Source organism: Pseudomonas sp. H9, from assembly GCF_004353925.1.
Classification (GTDB): Bacteria; Pseudomonadota; Gammaproteobacteria; order Pseudomonadales; family Pseudomonadaceae; genus Aquipseudomonas.
The window spans coordinates 1-22,405 of record NZ_SMOK01000027.1 but is presented as its reverse complement, the minus strand read 5'-3'; the positions used below and the strand labels follow the sequence as shown (position 1 = coordinate 22,405).

Here is a 22,405-nt window from a genome sequence, read left to right as displayed (position 1 = left end):
CCGTATGCAACGAGTACTACGCGACACACAGGCAAACCAGGAAGCGGCATCGGTGCTGGAACAAACCGTGGCGCTGATTCGTCAGCACTTCCCGCCCAGCATTGCCCAGCTTTATGCCATACCGCGCCAGGGCCGGGATGGCGTGCTGGAATGGTGGTCCACGCTTGAGGGGCAGCCGCACCTGTACGCCAGCCTTGAACGTGATCAGCAGGCGCAGTTGCTGCAACGCTACGAAGAGCGTCAGGCTGCAGTGCAACAACTGGCTCAAGAGCTGGATCGACGTGGCCAACCCGCAGCAGCCCAGGCACTGAACAAGCTGATTGGCAGCCCTGACCTGAACAATCTGTACAGCATCAACGGTGAGCCGTTGGTGGTCCGTTGGGGCCAACCAACGCCGGTACAGGCGCCGCCTCCCGTCGTGCCGCCAGCTCCAGTGACGCCCCCCAAGCCTGCCCCGCCGCCACGCCCGGTGCGAGAGCGTCGGCCACTGGTGTTGTGGCCATGGCTGCTCGGTTTGTTGTTGCTCGCTTTGCTATATGGCCTGTATCTGTTGTGGCCGACGCTACGCCAGTTCTGGCAGGCCGCTGAACCACAAGCCTGCACACCCGGCGGGGCTTTCAAGGCGTCGGAATTTACCGTGGTGCTCGACACCTCAGGCTCTATGGATGAGCGAATCCGGGTCAAACGTGAAGACGAGCAGTGGTACATCACGCTGCTGCGCAGGGTGCCGTTGGTGGAGGAATTCCTGCCGTACGATGTCACGCAGCGGATTTCACGTATGGATGTGGCCAAGACCTCGTTGAGTTCAGTCATCCAGAACCTGGACAACGATATCGACATGCGTCTGGTCACCTTCGAAGGCTGCCGGGCACCGCTGGACCATGGCGTGTTCAACCCGGGCCAGCGCAGTGTCCTGATCGACAAGATCAACCAGTTGCGACCTTCCGGGGGCACGGCGCTGGGCGACAGCCTCGACGCTGCTGCCAGCCAGATGAATGGCCGCGACCGTGATGGCGTGATCGTGATGTTTGTCGACGGCAGCGACAGCTGTGGGCGCAGCGTCTGTGCCGTATCGAAGCAGATTGCCGAGCAACAACCACGGTTGCGGATCAACATCGTCAATATCAGCAAAAGCACCGGCTCCAACTGTGCGGCTGATAACACCGGTGGGCGGGTTTACACCGCCAATGATGCCGCCGCTGTAGCCGCCGCGCTGAAAGAAGCCAGCCAGGAAGTTTCCAGCGCCTCCGGCTGCAACTGATTGTCCTGTGGGAGCGGGCTTGCCCCGCGATAGCGTTGTGTCAGCCACATCGCATCGCGGGGCAAGCCCGCTCCTACAGATACAAATTTGTTGGCGGGCGGGGTGAAGATCAAGGCAGAATGCCAGTAACTGATTCGCATTTCGTGCATCAGCTTCTGGAACATTTTTGCAAGAAGGATCTTTATGAAACGCTTTGCGTTCTCCCCGGCCAAGCTGGTCGGGGCGCTGTGTTGTCTGTTCGCGTTTTCACTGGCCCAGGCCAACGATGACGGCACCGACCGCTCGTTGACCATTGAAAAGGACATTCAACGGACTGTCGTCGCAGAAAACGGCAGTTTCGAGACCACTCAGGAGCTGGTCTATCTGATCAACGAAGAACGGGCGATCAAAGCCAAGGCGCAACAGCCGCTGTACTACAACCGCACCCTTGAAAACCTTGACGTCATTCAGGCCTATACCCAGAAGCCTGACGGCCGCAAGGTGATGGTGGCTCCCGAGCAGATCAAGGAGCAGCAGGAACCGCAGTCGTTCCACGCGCCGATGTTCTTCGACAGCGTGGTTAAAACGGTGATCTTCCCGGAAGTGGCGGTAGGCGACCGCTTGGTGCTGAGCATCAAAAAGCGCCGCAACACTGCGCTGTTCCCCGGTCAGTTCGAAGACATGGCAATGCCGCAGTTTCACCCCACCCAGCAATTCACCCTGATCTACGACCTGCCCGCTAACCTCAAGCTGCAGGCTGAGGCCAAAGGTTTCAAGGCAACGCCAGCGAAAACTGCTGCCGGGCGCACGGTGTACCAGTGGGACTATGTACAGGGTGATAACGCCCGCACTGAACTCGGTTCGGTGGCCTACTCGGACTACGGCAAGTACCTGGCGGTTTCTACCTTCAACGACTACAGCGAGTTCGCCAAAGCCTATGCCGCACGGGCCAAAACTGAAGTAACGCCTGCCATTCGCGAACTGGCCGAGTCCATCACCGCCAAACTCGACAACCCACGGGACAAGGCCCTGGCCTTGGGTGACTGGGTGCGCCGCAACATTCGCTACGTGGCGGTGTACATCGGTGCCGGTGGTGTCGTGCCGCATGCTGCCGACACGGTGTTGAGCAACCGTTACGGCGACTGCAAAGACCACGTCGCCCTGCTTGAGGCACTGCTGGCAGCAGTGAATATCGAAAGCAGCCCGGCACTGATCAACCTCGGTAATGCCTTTGCCTTGCCTAAGGTGCCGACCCTTGGGGTGATCAACCATGCGATCACGTACATCCCCAGCCTTGACCTGTACATGGACTCCACCGCCGCATCCATCGCCAGCGGCTACCTGCCAGTACCGGTGCTGAACAAGCCAACCCTGCTGACACGCACCGGCACGATGGGCCACACACCTGCAACCCAGGCCAGCAAAGTCGTTAACACCACCACCTTCGAAATTGCCCGCAACGGCGCGGCCGACTTCCAGCACGCGTCGAAGGTCGATGGCTGGGCAGCGGAGTTCAACCGCTGGGGCCTGCGCAACATGACCCCGGCCCAGCGCAACCAGATGGTCCAGCAAATCCTCGCGGCGTACGGCCAGACCGGCAGTGGCACGGTCAGCAGTGACGATCTGGAAGGCCAAGGCAATTTCGCCATCCAGATCAACGGCCGCAGCGAAAACCTGGTCAACCTGCCCGGCCCGATCGGTGTGCCAACCCTGACCAGCCTGGCCGGTGGTATTGCTCAGAACGTGTTCGGCTTCGTTGCCGAAAAGCAGCGGACTCAGGACTTCACCTGTATCTCCGGTGTCACCGAAGAGCAGGCACAGTTCAAGTTCCCCGCTGGCGTGAAGATCCTCGCCACACCTAAGCCTGTCACGCTCAAGCACCCATACGTGGACTACAGTGCCGAGTACCATCAGCAAGGCAACAGCGTGGTAATCAAACGTCGCTTCGACTTCCACTACCCCAAATCGGTGTGCAGTGTGGCCGACTACGAAAGCATGAAGCCGGTGGTTGAGGCCATGCTCAATGACCTGAACAGCCAGGTGATTGTGCACCAAGGCTGACCGAGCACACTCCGTGCAGGAGCGAGCTTGCCCCGCGATACGGTGAGACTGACACACCGCTATCGCGGGGCAAGCCCGCTCCTACAAAAGGGCGATGACGTTTTTCAATCGACTCGATGCCGCTTTCGCCCTTGCCGTGCGGCCTTCTGTACACGATTCTTTAGCTATCTGCCGTCATCAACTCCCAGCATTGCAGAGGCCTCTATGAAAACCGTGGCACAGCTCCTGAAAACCAAAGCCCAGCAGCACCATCAGGTTCACACCATTGGCCCCGGGCAAATGGTGCTTGATGCACTCAGGCTGATGGCTGAAAAAAACGTCGGTGCCTTGCCGGTGGTCGAGGGTGGCCAGGTGGTGGGGATCGTCAGTGAACGCGACTATGCACGCAAGATGGTGCTCAAGGGGCGTTCGTCGGTGGGTACTCCAGTCAGTGCGATCATGAGCGCACCAGTGATCACCGTGGACCCGCACCAGAACATCGAGTACTGCATGAACATGATGACCAACAGCCATCTGCGCCACTTGCCAGTGGTGGAGAACGGCGAGCTGTTGGGCCTGCTGTCTATCGGTGACTTGGTCAAAGAAGCCATTGCCGAGCAGGCCAACATGATTCTGCAACTGGAACAGTACATCCGCGGCGACTGAGTCGCCGCATAGTTGCTCAGCGGTATTCGCCCTCCAGCTCATCGAGCTGGTGGTCGAAGCTGCGCAGGCGTGCCGACCAGGTGTACACCAACACTTCCAGGTCGCGATTGAGCACCGCGCCGCCTCGCCCGCCGCTTTGCTGTGAATCGCACAGGTCGAGCTGATAGCGCTCACGGGCCATGGCGGTGGCTACGGTGGAGAGTTCACGAGCGTTGTCCAGCCAGTGCCGACGCAAGTCGTGGGTTTCTTTATCCAGTTCCCGACACTGACGCTTCAGGGCTTCCAGGCTTTGCTCCAGGGGAGTGCCTTCAAGTTCGCCCATAACCTCCTGGAACGTCCGCCCCGGTTGCCAGTAGCTACCCCAGAAATAGCGGTCGAACACGGTTTCGACACGCCGCAAGGCTACCTTGGTGTTCCAGATGGCCACCAGCGTTCGGCCTTGGGCCAGCTGGCGCTTGCTGACCCGTAGTTGCTGCCAGGCGATCCAGGCCAGTGCAGACAACGCCAGTGCCCCGATCACTCCGCTGGCTGCGTAGAGAAATTCCAGGGCCTGGTCCAGTTGGTAGCTCTGTTTGACACCGTAGAAATAACCGACGGTCAGCAGCCCCAAAGCGGTCACAGCACACCAGAAACCGACGGCATAGGGATCTTTCATTGCACTATCCCCCTGTTGTTTTTTTCTGAGCATAGCAACGCCGCACGCCGGTATCAGTGCCACTCAGCGTTTATTTCGCAGGGCCTCATTGAGCTGATCGAACATCACGGCCCAGTCCGAATCTTCTTCGATACTGTCCTTGAGAAAGGTCCTTTGCGACTCGTTCCAGAACGGTGCGTCGACCAGTTTGATCTCGCCCTTGAGCGGCGAATGGCTGGTGATGAACTGGTCGATGCCAACCGGGTCGTCGGGTAAGCCAAGTTGTTTGAACAATTCTGAAAACTTGTGATTGGGTGCTTCCATGGGTCACTCCTTAGCGCCAGACCAGTCGTCCACGACGCCAGCCTGGCAGTGGGTTGATCATCAGCAAACCTCACGCACTTCGGCGTTAGGTACCAGTTTCAGGTATTGCGCCATGTTCATGTGAATCAAGTGGTCGTGATCACCGGCCTCGACGTAGATATCACCTTGGCGGGTCAGGGTTGGGTCAACCAGCATTTTGATCGAATAGGCATCGCCCATGGCCGGAATAGCGCCGCGCTCACAGTCGCCGAACAGGTGTGGCAAGTTGCTTTCTGAGGTCATATGCCAGCGACCAGTGGCCTGTACTTTGCTCATATCAAGGTGACGATTGGCCGGCAGTACGGCCATCAGGTAGTTGCCGTGACGATCATCGAGCATGACCGACTTGGCCACCCGTTCGGCTGGCACCCCAGCCATACGCGCCGACTCAAGGCTGGTGGATGAGTGTGCGTGAGGAACGATGTCGTAGTCGCAGCCGGCCTTGTCCAGGCACTGCTGCAGGGTTTTTGCCATACGCATGATGCACCTCCGGATATAGCTCCCCCACTGTTGAAGTTTAGGCCGTGCGTCTGCAGGTGGCCGACTAAACTTAATAGACACGCACAAACCGGGTGAATTCAGGTGATCGCTCGTTGGTGTCGGCACCTGCTTTTTCTGCTTTTGCTCGGCGCGCTGCCTGGCAGCCAGGCCGCGCCCGGTCATCCGGTATTGGTGCTCAGTATTAACGACGCTATCGGTCCGGCCAGTGCCGATTATCTGATACGTGGTTTACAGCAGGCCAAAGCCGAACAGGCGCAACTGGTGGTGATCCGCCTCGATACCCCCGGTGGGCTGGACAGCTCGATGCGCGAGATCATCAAGGCAATCCTGGCCAGCCCGGTGCCGGTGGCCAGTTTCGTATCCCCCGGCGGTGCCCGGGCGGCCAGCGCCGGTACTTACATTCTCTACGCCAGCCACGTTGCCGCCATGGCGCCGGGCACCAACCTCGGCGCCGCCACCCCAGTGCAGATCGGCGGCCTGCCCGGCACGCCGAAAGATCCAGCCGCTCCACCAGCAGCGCCGACGGGTGACAAGCAACCACCGCCCAGCGAGCAGGACACCCTGACGCGTAAACAGGTCAACGACGCTGCCGCTTACATTCGCAGCCTGGCCCAGCTGCGCGGGCGCAACGCCGAGTGGGCCGAACAGGCCGTGCGTGAAGCCGTGAGCCTGCCCGCCAGCGAAGCGCTACGCCTGAAGGTCATCGACCGCATCGCCAACGACCTGCCCGATTTACTTCGCCAGCTCGATGGCAAGACCCTCGAAGCCGCCGGGCAATCGCTAACACTGAGTACCGCCAGCGCCGCAGTGATCGAGCGTCAGCCAGACTGGCGTACACGCTTGCTGGCAGTGATCACCAACCCCAGCGTGGCGCTGATTCTGATCATGATCGGCGTTTACGGCTTGATGTTCGAGTTCATGAGCCCAGGTTCCGGGGTGGGCGGAGTGATCGGTGGCATCTGCCTGCTGCTGGCCCTGTACGCCTTGCAGTTGCTGCCGGTGAGTTATGCCGGCGCCGGGCTGATCCTGCTCGGTGTGGCGTTCATGATTGCTGAAGCCTTCATGCCCAGCTTCGGCGTGGTCGGTTTTGGCGGCATCGTCGCATTTGTGGTGGGCGCAGTGATTCTGATGGACACCGATGTGCCCGGTTTTGGCATTCCGCTACCGCTGATCCTGTTTCTTGCGCTGTTCTCGGCACTACTGCTTGGTGGTGTAGTGGGAATGGCAGTGAAAGCACGCAGGCGTGCGCTGGTCAGCGGCGACGCCGGGCTGGTCGGCAGCCTGGCCACGGTTATGGCTGTGAACGACAGCGATCCGTTCATCGGCTCGGTGCAGGCGCAAGGTGAACAGTGGCAGGCGCAATGCCAGACGCCGCTGCAGGTGGGGCAACACGTCCGGGTGATCTCGCGCAAGGGCGTACTTCTGGACGTCAGCGCTGCAGCAGAAGCTGCGGCGCAAGGAGACTGAGCATGTTTTTCGAACTGGGCATTGGAGCGCTACTGGCATTCGCTGCGTTATTACTGCTGTCGGCGTTTCGTATCCTGCGTGAGTACCAGCGCGGCGTGGTGTTCCAGCTTGGGCGTTTCTGGCGGGTCAAAGGGCCTGGGCTGGTGCTGCTGATTCCCGGGGTGCAGCAGATGGTCAAGGTGGACCTGCGCACCGTGGTGCTCGATGTACCGCCACAGGATGTGATTACCCGCGACAACGTCTCGGTCAAAGTGAACGCAGTGCTGTACTTTCGCGTGCTTGACCCACAGAAAGCGATCATTCAGGTCGAAGACTTCCTCATGGCCACCAGCCAATTGGCGCAAACCACCCTGCGCGCCGTGCTCGGTAAACATGAACTGGATGAACTGCTGGCCGAACGTGAGCGTTTGAACCTGGACATCCGCCAGGTGCTGGACGCGCAGACCGACGCTTGGGGCATCAAAGTGGCCAACGTCGAAATCAAGCATGTTGATCTGAATGAGTCGATGATCCGCGCGATTGCCCGTCAAGCCGAAGCTGAGCGTGAACGGCGGGCCAAGGTGATCCATGCCGAAGGCGAACTGCAAGCCTCGGAAAAACTCATGCAGGCGGCAGAAAGCCAGCCGGGGGCCATGCAACTGCGTTATATGCAGACCCTGGGCACCATTGCTGGGGATAAGTCATCGACCATTGTCTTTCCAGTTCCCATCGATTTGCTCAAGGGCATGCTGGATAAGTAACCGTCTCGGTAGGAGCGGGCTTGCCCCGCGATTGCGGTGTGTCAGTCACCACCGCATCGCGGGGCAAGCCCGCTCCTACAGGTTTACCAGCCGCCGCCCAGGGCCAGGAACAGTCTGATTTGTCCCATGGCTACTTGGGTATTGGCCATGGCCAGTTGCGCGCGCATGTCGGTGTAGGTTCGCGTCGCCTGCAAATCTGCCAGGAAGGATTCGCGGCCCGCCTGGTAGAAACGGTGGGTCTGGTCGGCTGCCTGTTTTGCCGAGCGCTCGGCATCGGCCAAAGCATCTCGTCGCTGCAGCAAGGCGCTGTATTGCGCCAGGCTGGTCTGGGTTTCACGGATGGCGTTGAGCACTACCCCGTCAAAGTTAGCCAGCGCCGCCTGGGTCGAGGCTTCGGCCTCGCGAATGCGTGCCCGCGAACCATTGGTCGGTACGGTCCAGGTCAGCAGCGGGCCAAAACCCCAACGATTGGTAGCCGGCTCGCCGAGGTTTTCGAGGATACCGATGGTGCCCACTTGCGCGCCGATGCTGATGTCGGGATACAGCTGCCCGGTCGCCACACCGATGGTTGCGGTGGAGGCTGCCAGCCGACGTTCGGCCTGGCGGATGTCAGGACGGCGCTTGAGCAATGCCGCGCCATCGCCAACGGGCAACACCTGAGCAATGTGCGGCAACTCGGCGCACTCGGCCGTACCTGCAGGCAACTGCGCCACCGGCTTGGCCAGCAACATCGACAAGGTGTACAGACCGGCCTCGCGCGCCGCCTGGTAACGTGGCAATTCGGCGCGCAGGGATTTGAACTGCGTCTGTGAGCGCGTCACCTGGGTTTCATCCCCTCGCCCGGCATCGCGCAGGCGCTGGGTCAGGTTCACGCTCTGCTCCTGCAAGTCCAGCGACTCGCGGGCGATGTGATATTCCTCGTTGGCCGCACACACTTCGGTATAGGCCCGCACGACATCGGCCACCAGGGTAATGCGCGCGGTGTCGGCAGCGGCCTGGGTCGCATCGGCATTGGCCTGCGCGGCTTCGACGCCTCGTTTGAGGGTGCCCCACAGGTCGAACTGGTAGGAGGCGCTGATGATCGCCTCACCGATGTTCGCCACCGGCACCTTCTCCGGCAGCAAGAAGGCTTCGCCGGACTCCTGCAAACGCTGGGCGCCCAACTTCACGCCACCATTGAGTCCGCCTTGCGCCTCGGCTTCCTCAACTTGAGCGCGGGCGCGGGCGATGTTGGCGGCGGCGACTCGCAACTCCGTGTTGGCGGCAAGGGCCTGGCTGACCAAGGTGTTGAGCCGCTGGTCGTGATACAGGTGCCACCAGTTCGCGGGCACCGGTGCCGACACCACGCTGTTGGCGTCTTGACGCAGCTCGCCCTGCAAATCGGCGCGTTGGAACGCTGCGTCTTTTGGCAGTTTGTAGTCCGGCCCAACCATCTGACAGGCCGACAGCAGCACGCTCAGGCCAAGCAACGACAGTCGTTTCATTGATCGTTACCGTCGATGATCGATACCGTGGCGGTACGACCGGCAATCATGCGAAAGTCTGCTGGCACCTCATCGAAGGCGATGCGCACCGGAATCCGCTGGGCCAGACGCACCCAGCTGAACGCCGGGTTGACGTTGGGCAGCAGGTTGGCGCCGCTGGTGCGATCACGGTCTTCGATACCGGCGGCAAAGCTTTGCACGTGCCCACGCAGGCGAGCCTTGTCACCCATGACACGGATATCCACAGCCTGACCGATGTGGATACCACCCAGTTTGGTTTCTTCGAAGTAACCATCGACGTGGTACGACGCACTGTCGACGATCGCCAGCACCGGTTTGCCTGCGCTGACGAACTCGTGGGCACGCGGTGCTCGGTCGTTGAGGTAGCCGTCGACTGGGCTGCGAACCACCGAGCGGTCGAGGTTGAGCTGAGCGGCATCCACCGCAACTTGTGCCTCTGCCATCGCCGACTGCGCGCGTGCCTCGCGCGACTGGCTTTCCTCAAGCTGCTCCTGAGCCACCAGATTGCCCAAACCACGGTTACGCCGTGCCTCACGCTGCGCTTGGGCCAGGGTTTCCTTGCGTTCCGCCAGGGTCGCCTGGGCGTGGCGCAGGGCCAGGCGGAAACGGTCCTGGTCGATGGTGAACAGCACGTCACCGCGCTTGATCACCTGGTTGTCACGCACTTCAACCTGCTGGATCAAGCCGGAAACGTCCGGCGCGATCTGGATCACATCGGCACGGATATGCCCGTCGCGGGTCCAGGGAGCAAACATGTAATACATGACCATCTGCCAGACCAACACGGTCGCCAGTGTCACTACCAGCAGGGTCAGGACCACACGGCCCAGGGTCAATAAGGGTTTTTTCATGGCAGCATCAGGTTTCGGCAAAAGTGGTCGACCGTACCGAGCAGTACGGCGTAGAGCGCAACGTTGAACAATGCCCGGTGCCAGACCAGGCGGTAGAAATGCAGGCGGGTGAGCACGGCGTGTACCCCGAGGAACAACAGGTAGGTGGCAACCATCATCACCAGTAGCGTGGGCAGAAACACCCCGCTGATATCCAGTTCACCGATCACAGAGGCGCTCCATCGATACCGTAGGGCAATTGCGGTTGGTCATCCGAAGGCTCCAGCACTACTTCGACACCCGGCAGCAAGGCCAGGCGCAAGCCGCTCAAGGCGTGCAGCAAATGCACCCGAGCTTCGGCGCTGTCAGCCAGGTCTTCAAGGTTCAAGGCGCGGCGGGCACGCTCCATGTTCTGTAGCAACAATTCGGGTGCATGCAGACGGCGGCGGGCATCGAGGCAGGCCTGAAAATGCTCGCCCACTTCCGCTACCACGCGCTCCAGCATTCGCCGTGGCTGGGCGCCGACTCGTGGCATGTAGGCCAGCAAGTCGAGCAGGCTCAGGCCCACACGCAGGTCGCGCAAGGCGGTGCCGGTGTCCTGGCCGGTCTGGGTCAGACGCGGCAGGTGTTGCATCAAGCGATCGAGCATCTGTACGCCAAGACGGCGATGTTCGGCCAGGGTGGCTGGCCGGGTCATGCCGACAATGTCGTGCCAACTGAAGCGTGTCAGGCGTTTGGCCGCCAGCTCTACGCCGAATGGGCGCATGACCAAGGTCCAGAGAAAGGCGAACAACAAGCCTACTGGCCCGGCCAAGTTAGAGTTGATGAAGGTCAGGAAGTTGGCGTCGTAAGCACCCTGGATACTGATAAACGACGCGGTGTTAACGATGGTCAGCAACGTGCCAAGGTAGAACTGCGGCTGTACCGTCAGGGTGCCGACCCAGATAAACGGAACGGCAAACGCCAGCACCAGCATCGGAAAATCGTGCAGGTTGGGCAGCACTAGAAACAGGTACAGGCTGGCGAACACCACCGAAACGGCCGTCCAGAAGAAAAATCGGTAGATCTGTGGCGCCGGGTCGTCCATCGACGCGAAGAAACTACAGGCCACCGCCGCGAGAATCACTGCGCTGCCGCCATCGTTCCAGCCTGAGAGTATCCACAGGCTGGTGGCGGCGATGATCGCGGTCACGGTTGAAAACACCGAGTAGAGCATCAGTCCACGGTCGAAAAAGGGTGTCAGCCGACCCAGACGCCAATGCCGGTACACCGCCCGCCACGGCGACTGATCCTCATTGCGGATGGCATGCAGCAGGCTGCAGCAGTCTTGCCAAAGGTCGACCCATTCAGCCAGACGGTACAACGCATTGGACAATAACAGTGGCCCGCGCTGATCCAGCGACGCGGCACTGGGCTGCAAGTGTTCAAGCTGAGCCCGCAACGCCGACCAGCGGCTTGGTGCGGCATCGTCAGCGGTGGCCTTGAGCCACTCCCGCGCCTGTTCCAGCACTGGCCGCAGCTGTTTAGCCTGCTCGGGAGCGCGGGCCTCCAGGGCCAGCAAGGCATCGTCCAGGGCATCGACGACAGGTAACAGGTGAATCATGCGGCCACGTAGTTCACGGGAGTTTTTGACCGTTTGCGGCCCCGCGCCTTCATGGGGCAACTGGCCGATCATCAACTCCAGCGAGTTGAAGGTGGCCACCATCGAGGCACGCGCGCTGCCGACGGTTTCGGGCGAGGCAGTGCGAGCGAGAAAGCTGTCGCTGTAACGGATCGCTTCGTTGAACCAGTTTCCACTGGCGCCGACCAGCACCGGGGTCAATCGGCGGGGCCAGAAAATCGCGCCGACCACTGCGGCGCAGACGATCCCCAGGCAGATTTCCTGCGCCCGGGATGAGGCAATGTCGAACACCCGCAGCGGGTCGTCGACTACGGGCAAGGCGATCATTGGCAAGGTGTAACCCGCCAGCATCAGGGCATAGCTATTGGCGGTACGCAGGTGCAAGGACAGGAACAGCAATGTGCCGGTCCATAAAGCGATGGCCACCGTCAGCAATACCGGTGTCTGAACCAGCAACGGCACCATGAACACCGCGCCTGCCGCGCCCAGCAACGTGCCCACTGCACGGTACAGCGCCTTGGAGCTGGTAGGGCCGACAAAGGGGCTGGACACGATGTAGACAGTGGCCATGGCCCAGTAAGGCCGTGGCAGTTGCATGAGCAAGGCAATGTAAAGGGCGATCATTGAGGCGGCGAAGGTACGAGCGCCATAGAACCAGTCACGTGCTGGCGGCACGGTGCTGAAAAAACCCTTCACGAAGGCACTCCCGCCGCGCGCTGTGCTGCCTGCTCGAACGCTTGCAACACTCGCTGGGTGGCGAGGAGATCGGCCTCATCGATGTCCTTCAGTACCTCACGACGTAAACGCGTCAGTTCGGCTTCAATGGCTTCAGCCACCACACGGCCACGGCTGGTCAGATGCAAGGCTTTGGCGCGGCGGTCGATAGGGTCTTCACTGCGGCAGACGAGTTCGCCTTTACACAGCTGATCGAGCAGACGCACCAACGACGGGCTTTCAAGGCCTGCTGCCTGGGCCACTGCCACCTGACGCACCCCATCACCCAAGCGCCTGATCATCAGTAACGGCATGGCACAGGCTTCGGACACACCGTAGCCGGCCAAGGTCGTCTGACAGATGCGTCGCCAGTGCCGGCTGGCCACTACCATACCGCTGCTGATGTTCTGTTGCAGTGCGTCACGGTTCATGAAGGGAGGTTCATCGCTATATTCATAGTTTGCTAACTATCAATATTCTTCGATCGACGCCTCTGCCGTCAAGCGTGGCTGACGAGTGTCATCAAGGCTGTAATTGATCGTCGAGCTTCATGGTCAGCGCCAGCGAGCTACCCATCGCAATGGCTTGGTCGCGCCAATAGATATAGCGCAGGTTGTTGTCCGACACACTGAAGTGCACCGCCAGCTCTTCAGCGGCCTGCATCACTCCGGCCACGGCCGCCAACTCCAACCAGTAGACACCAGCCTTCGGGTCAGCGGCCACGGTTTGCCCGTGCAGCAGCCGATACCCGACTTCAAACCGGCAACGTGCCTCGCCACGCTGGGCACCCCGCAAAAACCAGCGATAGGCCATGTGCAGATCGACCGTCCATTGCTGAGAATCGCTGTCGCAGATTTCTTCCTCATAGAGGTCGCCTAAGGCGGCCGCCGCCTGCTCCATACCGCGCTCGAAGGCATGCTGGTAATACTCAGCCGCGCTGGCATACGCGACCTCTACCCCTTTACCGAAATAGTACTGCTGCCCCAGGTTGAACCATGCTGCAGCACTGCCCTGCAACGCCGCCATGCGCAGCAGATGGCCGGCCAGCGGCGGATCGGCCCGCCAGTATTTGCCATTGAGCCAGATCCAGCCCAAGTCGTTGAGCGCCGTCACACTGCCATCCAGCGCCTGAGCACGCAGGTCGCTGTACAGCGCTTGCAGGTCAGTGGCCTCTTCCAGCCGGCTGATGAGGATGAAGCTCTCGCCCAGGGCCGCGCGCTGACTGGGCATGCCGACCCCGGCGTACAACCGCTGCAACTGCCCGGAACGACCAGGTATCGGGATGATTCGCTCGGGTAGCAGGCGTTCGAGCAGTGGATAGATGTTGCTGGCAGCTGACATGTTCATCCTCGTTGAACAACCCTCCAGACTGATGGCGGGTGTAATGAGGCGTGATTCTGCGCACTGCAACGACAAAACCTGTCGCGAACAATCCGGTTGAGGCAAATCAACGGCTTCATCCTTGAGATGATAAATAAATGGCCAATTGCCATATCCCCTCACTGGGACCATGCTACAACCGCAAGCCTAGACAAGGACGTTATCTTTTGCCCTCCGCCACCACCCGCGCCACCCTCAGCCGCCAATGGGAACTGCTGCGTCAATTGCCCAGCCGCTCGCCCGGCATCACCAGCGCCGAGCTGGTCGCTGGCCTGCAAAACGCCGGCTTTTCCATCAGCAAACGCAGCATCGAGCGCGACTTGAATGAGCTGTCGCTGATCTTTCCGCTTGAACGCAACGACAAAAGCATCCCGTATGGCTGGCACTGGGCGGCCAACGCGTGCGTTGAGTTGCGCGGTATCAGTGTGAATGAGGCATTAAGCCTGGCCTTGGTTGAGGAAGCGGTACGGCCGTTACTGCCCAGCAGCATGCTCAAGGTGCTGGATGCGCGCTTCAACCATGCGCGGCAAAAGCTTGAACACCTGTCCAGTGCCAACAAGGCGGCGCGCTGGCTGGACAAGGTCGCCAACGTGCGGGCTGACCTGAACATGCAGGCCCCGGAGGTTCCGGACACCATTCTGGAAACCCTGCAAGAGGCGCTGCTTGAAGAATACCAACTGCATTGTCACTACTATTCGGCGCACAACGACAGGGTCAGCCAGCTGACCCTCAACCCGTTGGCATTGATTCAACGAGGCCAGATCAGTTACCTGATCGCCACGGCCGCACCCTACAGTGACATTCGCCAATTCGCTGTGCATCGCTTCCGCCAGCTGCGCGTGCTCAACACTGCGACCGAAGGCCTGCGTGATTTTGACCTGCAAGCCTACCTGCGTAGCGATGCGTTGCAGTTTGGCGACACTGACAAGATCGAATTGCACGCCTGGATCAGCGACAACCTGGCACGCTTGGTACGTGAAACGCCGCTGTCGGCGGATATGCAGCTCACGCAACTGGAGAAGGGCCATTGCCTGCGTGCGACGGTCAGTAATAGTTGGCAATTGCGCTGGTGGTTGCTGAGCCAGGGCGATGGGTTGATCGTTGAAAAGCCTCTGGCCCTGCGCCAGCAGATTGCCGAAACCCTCAGCAATGCGGCGGCGCAGTACCAAAGCGCTTGAGCTCTACCGGTGGGAGCGGGCTTGCCCCCGCGATTGCGGTGTATCAGACACATCGCATCGCGGGGCAAGCCCGCTCCCACAGGATGAGCAAGACAGTCGCTCCCACCCCAACCGTTAGCGTTCGCGCAATGCTTCGGCGCGGGCGCGGATGATCGGCTTGAGCAAGTAGCTCAGCACGCTCTTCTTGCCGGTGATGATGTCAACCGACGCAACCATGCCCGGAATGATCAGCAGCGGTTTGTCGTCAGTGCCCAGGTGGCTACGCTCGGTGCGCAGCTTGATCACGTAGAAGGTGTTCTTTTCTTCATCGGTGATGGTGTCGGCACCGATCTGCTCCAGCTTGGCTTTCAGGCCGCCATAGATGGTGAAGTCATAGGCGGTAAACTTGACCATGGCTTCCTGGCCAGGATGCAGGAAGGCGATGTCTTGCGGGCGGACCCGCGCTTCGACCAGCAGGGTGTCGTCCAGCGGTACGATTTCAACCAGGTCGCTGCCCGGCTGGATCACACCACCCACAGTGTTGACCAACAGCTGCTTGACGATGCCGCGCACTGGCGAGGTCACCAAGGTCCGGTTGACCCGGTCGTCCAGGGCCTTGCCGGTGGCTTGGGCTTTGCTCAGGTCAGTACGTGCTTCATTCAGCTGGGTGAGGGCATCGCTACGGAATTTGCCGCGAGTCTCGTCGATTTTGCGCTCTACTTCCTTGATTGCCGACTCAGCGCGCGGAATGGCCAATGACGTGGCATCCAGCTGACCGCGGTTTTCCACCTCGGCGCGCTTGAGGCGCAGTACTTCGACCTGAGAAATCGCACCCTGCGCTACCAGCGGTTCGGACATGCTGATTTCCTGGCGCAGCAGCTGCAGGCTGTTGCGGTATTGAGCCTGTTTGGAACTGAACTCGCGCAGCTCCTGCTGGCGCTGCACCAATTGCTCCTGCAAACCGCCAATCTCGTCCTGCAATTGCTGGCGGCGGCTCTGGTACAGGGCTTCTTCGTTCGCCGCCTGGCTAGGCGCCGCCTTGCGGATTTCTTCGTCGATTTTCAGCGGACGGTCTTCAACCTCAGCACTCAAGCGTTCGACACGCAAGGCCATGGCCAAGCGGTCCGCTTCGGTCTCACCGACGTTGGAAACAAAACGGGTATCGTCCAGCCGCAACAAAGGGTCGCCGGCTTCGACGATCTGGCCTTCTTTGGCATAAATCTGCGCAACGATACCGCCTTCCAGGTTCTGGATCTTCTGCAGCTTGGACGACGGAATGGCTTTGCCTTCACCGCGAGTGACTTCGTCGATGATCGCGAAATTGGCCCATATGCCCAGAAACAGGAAGAACGCGATCACACCCCAGATGGTCATACGCACAATGCGCGGCGCATCTTCGATCAGCGCCTTGTTGACCTCCGGCAGTGGCTGGCCGTTGAGCGACTCCGAACCCTTGAAGTATTTGCGCAGGCTGTCCTTGAGGTGGCCCATATCGATCTTATGCAACACTGATCTGCCCCTTCTTCAGCGCATCCATGACGGCGGCTTTCGGGCCGTCCGCAACAATCTGTCCCCGGTCAACGACAATCAAACGATCGACCAATGACAACAACGATGCCCGATGGGTGACCAGCACCACGGTCTTGTTTTCGATGACCGCTTGCAGGCGCTGCTTGAGTCGCTCTTCGCCGGTGTTATCCATGGCGCTGGTAGGCTCATCGAGCAGCAGGATCTGTGGATTGAGCAACAGCGCCCGGCCCAAGGCAACGTTCTGCCGTTGACCGCCAGAAAGGTTCTGACCGCGTTCGCCGACCTGCAATTCATAACCTTGCGGATGCAGGCGCGCAAACTCATGGACACCCGACAGCTCGGCGGCCTGCAAGACCATTTCGTCTTCGACATAACGCGCACCGCTGACCAGGTTGTCGCGCAGGGTGCCGGCCATCAGCTGGATGTCCTGGGGTACGTAGCCGACGTTGTGGCGCAGCTCGCTGACGTCGATCTGGCGGATGTCCACGCCATCGACCAACAACGAACCGCTGTCGGCTTCATAAAGCCCGACGATCAACTTGGCCAACGAACTTTTACCCGAACCGCTTCGGCCAATAATGCCGATTTTCTCACCTGGCCGAATGCTCATGCTGACGCCCTTGAGCGCCAGGTTCTGCTGGTTCGGGTAGGTGAAATCAACACTGCGGAACTCGATAGCGCCCTGCAGCACCTGGCGGCTCAGCGGTCGTTCTTCAAAGTTGCGCTCTTGCGGCAGCTCCATCATCTGATCGGTCGACACCATCGTGACTTTGGCCTGCTGGTAGCGAGTGAGCAAACCGGACAGCTGTGCCAGCGGGCCAAGGGCGCGGCCACTGAGCATGTAGCAGGCGATCAGCCCGCCCATGCTGAGGTTGCCGGCAATAATCTGGTAGACGCCAGCACAAATCAAAGCCACACCCGCCAGTTGCTGGATCAGCAGGGTGATATTCATCGCCAGGCCGGACAACACCTTGACCCGCAGCTCAAGGCGGCTGAGGGTGCCAATGGTCTGCTCCCACATGTATTGACGTTCGCTTTCAGCATTGTTGACCTTGACCGCATCGAGCCCAGCCAAGGTTTCGATCAGGCTCGACTGGCGTTCGGAGGCCAGGGCCATGGTTCGCTCCAATGTCGCCACCAGGGGCTTCTGCAGGGCGTACCCAATGCCTAGGGCGAGCGGGAAAGCAATGATCGGAATCCACACCAGATGCCCGCCGATGATGGCAATCACCAGCAAGATCAGCAGGGTGAACGGCAGATCGATCAGGCTGGTCAGGGTCAGCGAGGCGAGGAAGTCGCGCAGGCCCTGGAACTCATGAATGTTCTGGGCAAAGCTGCCGACCCGCGCCGGTCGGTACTTCATCGCCATTCCGACGATACGCTCAAACAGGGTCGCGGAAATAATCAGGTCGGTCTTTTTCCCGGCAAGGTCAAGGCACAGGCTGCGCAGGCCCTTGAGGATCAGATCGAAGATGTAGGCGCCGCCAATACCGATGGCCAACACCCACAAGGTCGAGGTTGCTTGGTTGGGAACCACGCGGTCGTAGACGTTCATGACAAACAGCGGCGCGGCCAGGGCAATCAGGTTGATCACCAGGCTGGCGGCGATGGCGTCGATGTACAACCAGCGGCTGCGCTTGAGCGTGTCGCGGAACCACGAACGCGCCCGTGGGATCAGGTTGCCGTGATTGACATCGAATTTGTGCTGCGGCTGGGCGAAGAATACCCGGCCGCTGTAGTCAGCCAACAGCGCCTCACGGCTGACGTGCACCTCGCCACCATCACTCTCGCTGAGCAACAGCCGCGCGGTGTCATCGTTCTCCCAGCCCAGCAACACCGTGCTGCGACCGTCCTTCAGCAACAGCATGGCCGGCATGGCGATGTTCGGGATCTGTTCAAGCTTGCGCTGTAACAAGCGCCCTTGCAGGCCGGCACGAGCTGCTGCACGCGGCAGCAGCTCCGGGCTCAGGCGCTGAGCCGGCAGCGGCAGGCCGGTGGTCAGCATTGCCCGGCTGGCGGGCTTCTGGTGCAGTACACAGAGTGACAGCAGGCTGTCCAGCAACGGATCGTCGTGCTGGCTGCGTGGATCATGGCTGAGTTGGACTCGACTGACTTCTGATTCCACGCGGCTTCTCTTAATGGTTGCGTTTGGGGTTCAACGTGAGCCTCAGTTCATGCCGGGCAGGCTCACTTGGGGTTTCAAATCGTTCTGCACCACGGTGGCCATTGGTGCGACAACACCCTGACTCTTGAGCAGTTGGCCAATGGTCGCCTTGATTCGATACTGAGTAAATACTTGAAGGTTCTTCACCTCAGTCAGACGGCGCTGAGCGGTAAAGAGTTCGTTTTCACTATCGAGCAAGTCGAGCAAAGTCCGTTCGCCCAGGCTGAACTGCTTCTGGTAGGCGGTACGCACGTTGTTGCTGTAATCGACGTATTGCTGGGCAATAGGCAATTGCGCGTTGGCGTTGTCCATAGCATTCCATGCCAGGCCTAATTCCTCATTGAGCTGGCGCAAGGCATTGTTACGAATGTCCAGCGCCTGATTGGTCAAGTACGACTTGGATTCCAGGTCGGCCTTGTTGCTTCCACCGTTATACAGGTTGAAGCTCATACGCAGCATAGCCTGCCATTCGTTATTGTGGCCGTTCATGCCATCAATGTCGTTATCGGCCGTCCGTCCGAGTTCTGCATCAAAGCGCGGATAGAAAGTAGACTTCGCCGCCTCGTATTGCTTTTCAGCTGCCGCGATATCGGATTCTGCCGAACGCAGGATTGGGCTGCTCTCGACCATCTGCGTACGCGCTTCGTCCAGCGTGGCCGGCAACAGATCGATAAACGGTGCGGGTGCGCTCAGCTCATCCGGCATCTGACCCACCACGCTCAGGTAGTTGGTCTTGGCGTCTGCCAGGTTGGTTTGCTCGGTAATAAGGTTGTTGCGGGCTTGAGCCAGACGCGCTTCGGCCTGATCAAGGTCAGCCAGGCGCCCGACGCCATTGGAGGTACGCAGCTTAATCTGGTCGTAAATGCGTTCGTGGCTACGCAGGTTGTCTTCAGCCAGGCGCACCATTTCACGCCGGGTAAGGACATCCAGGTAAACCTGGGCTACGGTCAGTGCCGTGCGCTCGGACGAGCCAAGCAACGCATAGGCGCGCGAGTTAACGGTGGCTTGTTGACGCCCTACTTCACTGGAAGTGGCAAAACCGTCAAAAACCATTTGTCGCAGGCGCAGGCTGGATTCACCCCGGTTGAGCGTCTCCCAGCGGTTGCCAGTGCTCGGGCTGTCGGTCCCTTCGCGGCCATAGCCTGCCAGCACATCAACCTTCGGCAAGTAGCCACCCTTGGCCGCACGCAGCTGGTAGTCGGCAGCAATACGGCTGTTGACCCCGGCCTGGATCTCCGGGTGCACCTCAAGGGCTTTTTGCATGGCCTCTGGCAGTGTTTGTGCTTGAACGAAGCTGGCAGCAAGGGCGAAAGGAAGAGCAGTGAACAATGACGCGCGCATTAGACTTTTTTCCTGGGGACCTCTTGTCCCAAATCACAGCAAAAGGTGTTGCTGCACTCGAAAATGGCAACCAACTAGACGTTATGTCGGAGACTTCCGAATGGGTACTGGAGCGTACGTAGGAAGGGTGGTAGCCGCAGAAATATCAATGTGACATTAGAGTGCTGATTGTTTAGGATGGCAACAGGAAGGTCAATAGTTTGGCATAAACTTAATAGCCAAAAATTATAGACAATTATTTGACGCGTTTTCCGTCAAAATAACATTTGAAACATTCCACCAGGTAACGGCAATTCAGCGCCGACTGGGCATGGAAGCCAACTGAGCGGGTAACCCGGAGAGTCCAATGAGCAGCGTTGTTGCCATCGTCAAAAGCATTGTTGGTCAAGTTATCGCCGTATCACCAGAAGGCGTTCGCCGTGTACTGATCGAAGGTGACCGCCTGTTCGTCGGCGAGCAGGTACTGACCGGACTTGCAGGCGCTGTGAGCCTGGAGCTGGCTGATGGCCGTACTCTGGACCTGGGCCGCGACACTCAATGGAGTGCCGATGCGCCGGACAGCAGCACCGACCTGGCGCAAGCCACCGCTCAGGCAGCACCTTCGGTTGAAGAACTGCAACAAGCCATTGCTGCCGGTGCTGACCCGACTACCGAACTTGAAGCTACTGCGGCAGGCCCATCGGCTGGCGGCTCTGGTGGTGCTGCCGGTGGTGGTCACAGCTTTGTGATGCTGGATGCCACCGCAGGCTCGGTTGACCCGACCATCGGCTTTCCGACCGGCCCTATCGGATTTGCCACCGGCGATGAGCGTGAAGAACTGGGTGGACTGGACACCAATGGCAACAACCAGCAAGTACCCCCGACCGCCGACGTCGAAACCGGGCTCACCCTGACCGCAACGCCTTCGATTACTGAAGCCGGTGGCGTGATTACCTACACCGCCACTGTCGGTCAGCCACCCCTGACAGACCTGACCGTGACCCTGTCCAATGGCCAGGTCATTGTCATCACTGCCGGGCAAACCACCGGCAGCGTCAGCGTGACCATCCCGCCAAACGATACCGTCTACCTGGATGCCAGCGAAATTTCCGTGACCATCACTGGCACCACGGGCGGTGGTGGGTTAACCGTCATTCCGGACAAGACGCCGGCGGTTACCCAGATCAATGACACCGTCGACACCACCACTGTGGCGGTGACCGCTGACCCGGCGAAGGAAGGCGATACCAACGTCACCTTCAACTTCCAGCTGAGCAATCCACCGCAAGGTGCCACCACCCTGACCGTTAACGTCGGCGGCAAGGACTACACCGTCAATGTGGACGCCAGCGGTAAAGGCACGCTGTCGGTACCAAACACCAACGGTGAAGACGCCTACAAAGACGGCAGCACCCTGACTGCGACCGTTACTTCGGTCAATGGCGGTAACTACGAAGCCACCAACCTGGCCGGTGCCACCGTGACCGCTGAGGTCAAGGACACCGTTGACACCACCACCGTGGCGGTCAGCGCTGATCCGGCAAAAGAAGGCGACACCAACGTCACCTTCCACTTCCAGCTGAGCAATCCACCGCAGGGAACTACCACCCTGACCGTTAACGTTGGCGGCAAGGACTACACCGTCAATGTGGATGCCAGCGGTAAAGGCACTTTGTCTGTGCCGAATACCAACGGTGAAGACGCCTACAAAGACGGCAGCACCTTGACTGCGACCGTTACTTCGGTCAATGGCGGTAACTACGAAGCCACCGACCTGACCGGTGCGACTGCAACCGCCGAGGTCAAGGACACCGTTGACACCACTACCGTGGCGGTCAGCGCTGACCCTGCGAAGGAAGGCGACGCAAACGTCACCTTCAACTTCCAACTGAGCAATCCACCGCAGGGCACTACCACCCTGACCGTTAACGTTGGCGGCAAGGATTACACCGTCAACGTCGACGCCAGCGGTAAAGGCACTTTGTCTGTGCCGAATACCAACGGTGAAGACGCCTATAAAGATGGTAGTACCCTGACTGCGACCGTTACTTCGGTTAATGGTGGTAACTACGAAGCCACCGACCTGAAAGATGCCTCGATCACCGTTGATGTCAAAGACACCATCCAAGACACCACGGTCAAAGTGACCGCGGATGCGGCGAAAGAAGGCGACGCTAACGTCACCTTCCATTTCCAGCTGAGCAACCCGCCACAGGCCGGTTCCACTGCCGTGTTGACCGTCAATGTCGGTGGCAAGGATTACTTCGTCACGGTCGATGACAAGGGTTACGGCAAACTCGAAGTCCCGAACACTAACATCGAAGACGCTTACAAAGACGCCAGCAAAGTCACTGCGACCGTCACTGAAGTGAATGGCGGCAACTTCGAAGGCACCGACCTCAAAGGCGCGAATGCAACTGCAACCGTTGAAGACACGGTGCAAAACACCAAGGTCGAAGTCACCGCAGACGCGGCGAAAGAAGGCGACGCCAACGTCACCTTCCATTTCCAGCTGAGCAACCCGCCACAGGCC

19 protein-coding genes are annotated in these 22,405 nt (G+C 59.9%); 7 read left to right on the top strand and 12 right to left on the bottom strand.

The window, feature by feature from the left end:
* Positions 1-4: 4 nt before the first annotated feature.
* The 3 genes from E1573_RS20260 (at position 5) to E1573_RS20250 (ending at position 3,946) form a co-directional block, all read left to right on the top strand.
* Positions 5-1,261, top strand: coding sequence for a VWA domain-containing protein (locus E1573_RS20260; RefSeq protein ID WP_133216345.1), 1,257 nt, complete (start codon positions 5-7; stop codon positions 1,259-1,261).
* Positions 1,262-1,444: 183 nt separating this feature from the next.
* Positions 1,445-3,301, top strand: coding sequence for a DUF3857 and transglutaminase domain-containing protein (locus E1573_RS20255; RefSeq protein ID WP_133216344.1), 1,857 nt, complete (start codon positions 1,445-1,447; stop codon positions 3,299-3,301).
* 204 nt (positions 3,302-3,505) lie between these two features.
* Positions 3,506-3,946: a CBS domain-containing protein gene (locus E1573_RS20250; protein ID WP_045181185.1), complete on the top strand. Its 441-nt coding sequence runs from the start codon at positions 3,506-3,508 to the stop codon at positions 3,944-3,946.
* A gap of 16 nt (positions 3,947-3,962) precedes the next feature.
* Here E1573_RS20250 and E1573_RS20245 read toward each other — a convergent pair whose 3' ends face one another.
* The 3 genes from E1573_RS20245 to E1573_RS20235 form a co-directional block, all read right to left on the bottom strand.
* Entirely contained in the window at positions 3,963-4,601 is a 639-nt protein-coding gene (locus E1573_RS20245; RefSeq protein ID WP_133216343.1) for an NADH:ubiquinone oxidoreductase subunit N, read from the bottom strand.
* 63 nt (positions 4,602-4,664) lie between these two features.
* Positions 4,665-4,904: a DUF2789 domain-containing protein gene (locus tag E1573_RS20240; protein WP_133216342.1), complete on the bottom strand. Its 240-nt coding sequence runs from the start codon at positions 4,902-4,904 to the stop codon at positions 4,665-4,667.
* Positions 4,905-4,964: 60 nt separating this feature from the next.
* On the bottom strand, positions 4,965-5,423 hold the full coding sequence (locus E1573_RS20235) for an aminoacyl-tRNA deacylase (protein WP_133216341.1): 459 nt from the start codon (positions 5,421-5,423) through the stop codon (positions 4,965-4,967).
* Positions 5,424-5,525: 102 nt separating this feature from the next.
* On the opposite strand from E1573_RS20235, the gene E1573_RS20230 reads away from it, so the two are divergent.
* Entirely contained in the window at positions 5,526-6,911 is a 1,386-nt protein-coding gene (locus E1573_RS20230; RefSeq protein ID WP_133216340.1) for a nodulation protein NfeD, read from the top strand.
* 2 nt (positions 6,912-6,913) lie between these two features.
* Positions 6,914-7,651: a slipin family protein gene (locus E1573_RS20225; RefSeq protein WP_133216339.1), complete on the top strand. Its 738-nt coding sequence runs from the start codon at positions 6,914-6,916 to the stop codon at positions 7,649-7,651.
* An 83-nt stretch (positions 7,652-7,734) separates the two neighbouring features.
* Here the strand turns inward: E1573_RS20225 and E1573_RS20220 are convergent, their stop codons facing one another.
* The 6 genes from E1573_RS20220 to E1573_RS20195 all read right to left on the bottom strand — a co-directional run bounded on the left by E1573_RS20220 (position 7,735) and on the right by E1573_RS20195 (position 13,662).
* The gene (locus tag E1573_RS20220; protein ID WP_133216338.1) at positions 7,735-9,135 is read right to left on the bottom strand and encodes an efflux transporter outer membrane subunit; all 1,401 of its coding nucleotides are present in this window, start codon (positions 9,133-9,135) and stop codon (positions 7,735-7,737) included.
* Entirely contained in the window at positions 9,132-10,007 is an 876-nt protein-coding gene (locus E1573_RS20215) for an HlyD family secretion protein (RefSeq protein ID WP_133216337.1), read from the bottom strand. The genes E1573_RS20220 and E1573_RS20215 overlap by 4 nt, the downstream gene beginning before the upstream one ends.
* Positions 10,004-10,216 (bottom strand): DUF1656 domain-containing protein, encoded by a 213-nt coding sequence (locus E1573_RS20210; RefSeq protein ID WP_133216336.1) that lies wholly within the window; start codon positions 10,214-10,216, stop codon positions 10,004-10,006. Before E1573_RS20210 ends, E1573_RS20215 begins: the two co-directional genes overlap by 4 nt.
* Positions 10,213-12,303, bottom strand: a complete 2,091-nt coding sequence (locus tag E1573_RS20205; RefSeq protein WP_133216335.1) for an FUSC family protein — start codon at positions 12,301-12,303, stop codon at positions 10,213-10,215. The genes E1573_RS20210 and E1573_RS20205 overlap by 4 nt, the downstream gene beginning before the upstream one ends.
* Positions 12,300-12,752 (bottom strand): MarR family winged helix-turn-helix transcriptional regulator, encoded by a 453-nt coding sequence (locus E1573_RS20200; protein ID WP_133216334.1) that lies wholly within the window; start codon positions 12,750-12,752, stop codon positions 12,300-12,302. The genes E1573_RS20205 and E1573_RS20200 overlap by 4 nt, the downstream gene beginning before the upstream one ends.
* Positions 12,753-12,843: 91 nt before the next feature.
* A complete protein-coding gene (locus E1573_RS20195; protein ID WP_133216333.1) occupies positions 12,844-13,662 on the bottom strand; it encodes a tetratricopeptide repeat protein in 819 nt (272 codons plus the stop codon).
* Between the two features lie 206 nt (positions 13,663-13,868).
* Here E1573_RS20195 and E1573_RS20190 point away from each other — a divergent pair, with 206 nt between their 5' ends.
* Positions 13,869-14,879 (top strand): YafY family protein, encoded by a 1,011-nt coding sequence (locus tag E1573_RS20190; protein WP_133216332.1) that lies wholly within the window; start codon positions 13,869-13,871, stop codon positions 14,877-14,879.
* Positions 14,880-14,993: 114 nt separating this feature from the next.
* Here the strand turns inward: E1573_RS20190 and E1573_RS20185 are convergent, their stop codons facing one another.
* From E1573_RS20185 to E1573_RS20175, 3 genes are read right to left on the bottom strand one after another with little or no spacing between them, the layout of a single operon-like run.
* Positions 14,994-16,349, bottom strand: a complete 1,356-nt coding sequence (locus E1573_RS20185; RefSeq protein WP_165957370.1) for an HlyD family type I secretion periplasmic adaptor subunit — start codon at positions 16,347-16,349, stop codon at positions 14,994-14,996.
* A gap of 7 nt (positions 16,350-16,356) precedes the next feature.
* A complete protein-coding gene (locus E1573_RS20180) occupies positions 16,357-18,513 on the bottom strand; it encodes a type I secretion system permease/ATPase (RefSeq protein WP_133216330.1) in 2,157 nt (718 codons plus the stop codon).
* A gap of 42 nt (positions 18,514-18,555) precedes the next feature.
* The gene (locus E1573_RS20175; RefSeq protein WP_133216329.1) at positions 18,556-19,893 is read right to left on the bottom strand and encodes a TolC family outer membrane protein; all 1,338 of its coding nucleotides are present in this window, start codon (positions 19,891-19,893) and stop codon (positions 18,556-18,558) included.
* Positions 19,894-20,239: 346 nt separating this feature from the next.
* Between E1573_RS20175 and E1573_RS20170 the strand changes: the two genes are divergently transcribed.
* The coding region (locus tag E1573_RS20170) for a retention module-containing protein (protein ID WP_133216328.1) at positions 20,240-22,405 on the top strand (2,166 nt) is incomplete at its 3' end.

Excerpts from the sequence above, each read along its gene's own strand:
- E1573_RS20195 (WP_133216333.1), bottom strand. The coding sequence starts at position 13,662 with ATGTCAGCTGCCAGCAACATCTATCCACTGCTCGAACGCCTGCTACCC.
- E1573_RS20200 (WP_133216334.1), bottom strand. The coding sequence starts at position 12,752 with ATGAACCGTGACGCACTGCAACAGAACATCAGCAGCGGTATGGTAGTG.
- E1573_RS20255 (WP_133216344.1), top strand. The coding sequence starts at position 1,445 with ATGAAACGCTTTGCGTTCTCCCCGGCCAAGCTGGTCGGGGCGCTGTGT.
- E1573_RS20250 (WP_045181185.1), top strand. The coding sequence starts at position 3,506 with ATGAAAACCGTGGCACAGCTCCTGAAAACCAAAGCCCAGCAGCACCAT.
- E1573_RS20175 (WP_133216329.1), bottom strand. The coding sequence starts at position 19,893 with ATGCGCGCGTCATTGTTCACTGCTCTTCCTTTCGCCCTTGCTGCCAGC.
- E1573_RS20235 (WP_133216341.1), bottom strand. The coding sequence starts at position 5,423 with ATGCGTATGGCAAAAACCCTGCAGCAGTGCCTGGACAAGGCCGGCTGC.
- E1573_RS20215 (WP_133216337.1), bottom strand. The coding sequence starts at position 10,007 with ATGAAAAAACCCTTATTGACCCTGGGCCGTGTGGTCCTGACCCTGCTG.
- E1573_RS20245 (WP_133216343.1), bottom strand. The coding sequence starts at position 4,601 with ATGAAAGATCCCTATGCCGTCGGTTTCTGGTGTGCTGTGACCGCTTTG.
- E1573_RS20240 (WP_133216342.1), bottom strand. The coding sequence starts at position 4,904 with ATGGAAGCACCCAATCACAAGTTTTCAGAATTGTTCAAACAACTTGGC.
- E1573_RS20185 (WP_165957370.1), bottom strand. The coding sequence starts at position 16,349 with ATGGGCCACCTCAAGGACAGCCTGCGCAAATACTTCAAGGGTTCGGAG.
- E1573_RS20225 (WP_133216339.1), top strand. The coding sequence starts at position 6,914 with ATGTTTTTCGAACTGGGCATTGGAGCGCTACTGGCATTCGCTGCGTTA.
- E1573_RS20220 (WP_133216338.1), bottom strand. The coding sequence starts at position 9,135 with ATGAAACGACTGTCGTTGCTTGGCCTGAGCGTGCTGCTGTCGGCCTGT.
- E1573_RS20260 (WP_133216345.1), top strand. The coding sequence starts at position 5 with ATGCAACGAGTACTACGCGACACACAGGCAAACCAGGAAGCGGCATCG.